The following is a 3372-nucleotide window of genomic DNA, read 5'->3' as shown; positions in this document are numbered from 1 at the left end:
CCTTGATGTTCTGGCAGATCTTGGCCGCCTGGTTCGAGGAGCTGCCGTTTGTTGCGGGGCAATTGATACGAAAGCGTTTTTCCGAGCTGTCGCTACCGGCATCCTTGGCGACGACTCCCTTGCAATACGGCGTGTTGAATGCACCGTCCGTCATCAACACGACCACCTTGATCAGTTCACGCGTGCCGTAGGCAGCAGGCCGGCTCTTCGCATCGGGCCAGAGGAACCCGAAATTCGGCGACACCATATACCAAGCCCAAGCGAGCCCGATATGACCAGCCGTCACCCCACTGGCGACAAAACCATCGACGGTAGTTTTCAAGGTAGTCCTATTATCAGAGAGCGGCACAATCTCGTTACTGAGGCACTTGCCATCGGACGTGTAGTTCCGCCCCAGCAATGCAAGAGTCGGGGGGGAATCCGTATAGGCATAAGTCCCGGCCCGCTCAGTCACACACGTACTGATTCTGAATGTCTTTGAGTCATTCTCGGCGTTTGTAAAGGTAAATTTCTCCTTTCCCGGCATCGTGCTTATTTCATCCTTCGTATATCCCCCTCGAATCTTGTCGGCATACGAACCCACATTCACAGCCATCGAGTAAGGCACAAGCGCGACGCGGGAATAGTACGGCGTCTGTTGATCCTTGACGACCAGATCGATCAGTTCTTTCGCCGCTGCCCTAAGATCAATGATGTCCTGCCCCTGCATCGACCCCGTGACGTCGAGGGCTAATCCAACCTCTATGCTGTTCGACGATCGCACCACCTCGGCCTTGGCAGAAACCGGAATGTTCTCCTTCCCCAGCAGCGCCATGATTGAAACGGGAACCGTCGCTTCCGCCGTGGCTATGACGCGCTGCTGCGCATCCATTCGAAAGTTCGCAGAGGTCAGTGTGCCGTATTTTGCGTTGTCCATATTCGCGCGCAGCATTGCCATGCCGAGACGCTGAATGTCGGCCTCGCTCGCCGCATTGGAGCGAGCGATGTACAGAGCGGCAGAATCCAGACCCGTCTGAAGTGCGAGCCTGGTGGTCGAGGCGCGGCTATAGTCGATGAGCGCAAAGGTGAGGCCAATCAGCAGCGGCGCGGTCAGCCCGAACATGATCAAAACGCCACCGTCCTCACGATGGACGAGCTTCTTGAGCGCGGCGTAAAGGCGGTTCGAGCGAAGCGACATGATGGTGGGCCCCAGGGTTTGAGGGAGCAAACCATCCCCACCTGTCACAAGCGTTAATTGTTTCGGGCGACCTCACGGAGCAGTGAAGAATCCATTAGCGCAATCGCCATTTCTTGCACCGATCAGGCGCTCATGCGCCCGGAAGCGGCGGTACCGGCCGCGGACGGCCCTCCTCGTCGATCGCAACGAAGGTGAAGGTCGCATCGGTGACCTTCTCGTGCAGGGTCGTCCGAAAGCGCTTCGCCCAGGCCTCGACATGGATCTTCATCGAGGTCCGGCCAACGGATTCGACTTGGGTGTAGACGCTGAGGACATCGCCGACCTTGACCGGGCGGATGAAAGTCATGGCTTCGACCGCGATCGTCACCACCCTGCCCTGTGCACGATCGACGCCGGCTATTCCACCGGCCGAATCCATCCGAGACATCACCCAGCCGCCGAAGATATCGCCATTGGCATTGGTATCGGCCGGCATGGCGATGGTGCGAACCGTCAAATCGCCCAACGGCTCCTCGTCCGGCTTTAGGCCTGGCTCGATCATCTCTGCTCCCTTCCTCTCCGACATGGAGGGAATGGAGCACATGACGCAGCATCGGCGCCAGCGCGAAGCCTGTGGCAATCCCCACGAACGGCCTCGAAACAATTGCGCAGGAGCCGGCGAAGCTCCTTCCGGCATCGCCCTTGAGAAGGGAAAACCAGCCGCTGCTGGAGAGGCTCCCTGCGGCGCTGACGATCCATGGATCGCGCTCCTGCGCTAAGATCAGTCGTTGAGGAGGACGCCATGACGAGACCACCCGCCATGATTTGCATTTCGCTGCGCTATGCCGATGCTCCGCGCGTGTATGACTGGCTGATCGAGGCCCTCGGCTTCGAGAAGCACGCCGCCTATTACTCGGACGACGGCAAGACGCTGCTCCATGGCGAGCTTCGCATGGGCGAGAGCTTCGTGATGCTCGGCTCTGCCGACAACAATCCCTTCGGCAAGCTGGTTTCACGCCCGGCTGAGCTCGGTGGCACCACAGCCTCGCCCTATATCGCAACCGACGATATCGATGCCCGGTGCGAGCGCGCCCGCAAGGCCGGTGCCGAGATCAGCATGGAGCCGACCGACCAGCCCTATGGCAGCCGCGACTTCATCTGCAAGGATCCGGAGGGGCATGTCTGGTGCTTCGGCACCTATCGGCCGGGACCGATGGCGGGGTGATCAGGCTGGCTGCAACCGCGGCCTTGCCCGCAGCATCAGCCAGGAGACCACGGCGAGATTGATCAGGTTCCAGGCCAGCCCGTTCAGGAAGGCAACCCTGTAGGAGGCAAAGAGGTCGTAGATCAGCCCGGAGATATAGCCGCCGAAGGCCATGCCGAGAATCGTCGCCGACATCACGATGCCGATCCGCACCCCGGCCTCCTTGGCCGGCAGGTACTCGCGGATGATCACCGCATACATCGGCACGATCCCGCCCTGGAACAGACCAAAGATGCCGGTGACGATGTAGAGCGAGGTCAGCCCGTGGAAAAAGAGATAGAGGAAGAGCGCAACACCCTGCATCACCGAGCCAAGCGCCAGGGTTGCCGCTCCGCCGATCCTGTCAGAGACGAAGCCGGAACCGATGCGGCTGACGATGCCGAGCAGCAGCATCAACGAGAGCATTTCGGCGCCACGCGCGACGCCGTAGCCAAGGTCGCCGCAATAGGCGACGATATGGACCTGCGGCATCGCCATTGCGACGCAGCAGGCGAAGCCGGCGACCGACAGCAGCAACTGCAGCTGGTTCGCTGAAAGACCGAGATCCCCGCGAGCCCCGGCACTCGAAGCCTCGGCCGCTGCCAGCGTTTCGGCGGCCGGGCGCCTGCGGAAGAACAGGGAAAGCGGCACCAGCACAACYAGCGCCGTCAGGCCGATGCCGATATGCGTGGCGCGCCAGCCATGGTTCTGCAATCCCCAGGTGATCACCTGCGGCCAGATCACGCCCGCGAGATAGCTGCCGGATGCGCCGAAGACCACGGCGAGCCCGCGATGCTTGCGGAACCAGTGCGAGAGATCGGCGATCAGAGGCGAGAACCCCGCAGCGCCGCCGATCCCGATCAGCAGGCCGTGGGCGAGAGCGAATTGCCAGAGCGTGCCGGCAAGACCCGCAAGCATATAGCCCGCACCGAGGAAGACTCCACCCATCACGATCGGAACGACGATGCCGTAA

The 3372-nt window shown here is 61.2% G+C and carries 4 protein-coding genes; 1 reads left to right on the top strand and 3 read right to left on the bottom strand.

The features are described from left to right. Together AC1DRP_RS35770 and AC1DRP_RS35765 are read right to left on the bottom strand one after the other, a co-directional pair. Positions 1–1177, bottom strand: a 1177-nt coding sequence (locus tag AC1DRP_RS35770; RefSeq protein WP_476771044.1) for a pilus assembly protein TadG-related protein, incomplete at its 3' end; no start/stop codon positions are given. 130 nt (positions 1178–1307) lie between these two features. Then, positions 1308–1718 carry an acyl-CoA thioesterase gene (locus AC1DRP_RS35765; RefSeq protein WP_476771043.1) on the bottom strand — a complete coding sequence of 137 codons (411 nt, stop codon included), beginning with the start codon at positions 1716–1718 and terminating at the stop codon, positions 1308–1310. Between the two features lie 240 nt (positions 1719–1958). On the opposite strand from AC1DRP_RS35765, the gene AC1DRP_RS35760 reads away from it, so the two are divergent. Continuing rightward, on the top strand, positions 1959–2381 hold the full coding sequence (locus AC1DRP_RS35760) for a VOC family protein (protein WP_476771042.1): 423 nt from the start codon (positions 1959–1961) through the stop codon (positions 2379–2381). Here AC1DRP_RS35760 and AC1DRP_RS35755 read toward each other — a convergent pair. After that, positions 2382–3372 (bottom strand): MFS transporter (locus AC1DRP_RS35755; protein WP_476771041.1); only part of this gene is annotated, 991 nt, incomplete at its 5' end.

This window comes from Allobosea sp. 01N443, from assembly GCF_056399325.1.
This window is presented reverse-complemented; position numbering and strand designations above follow the sequence as displayed.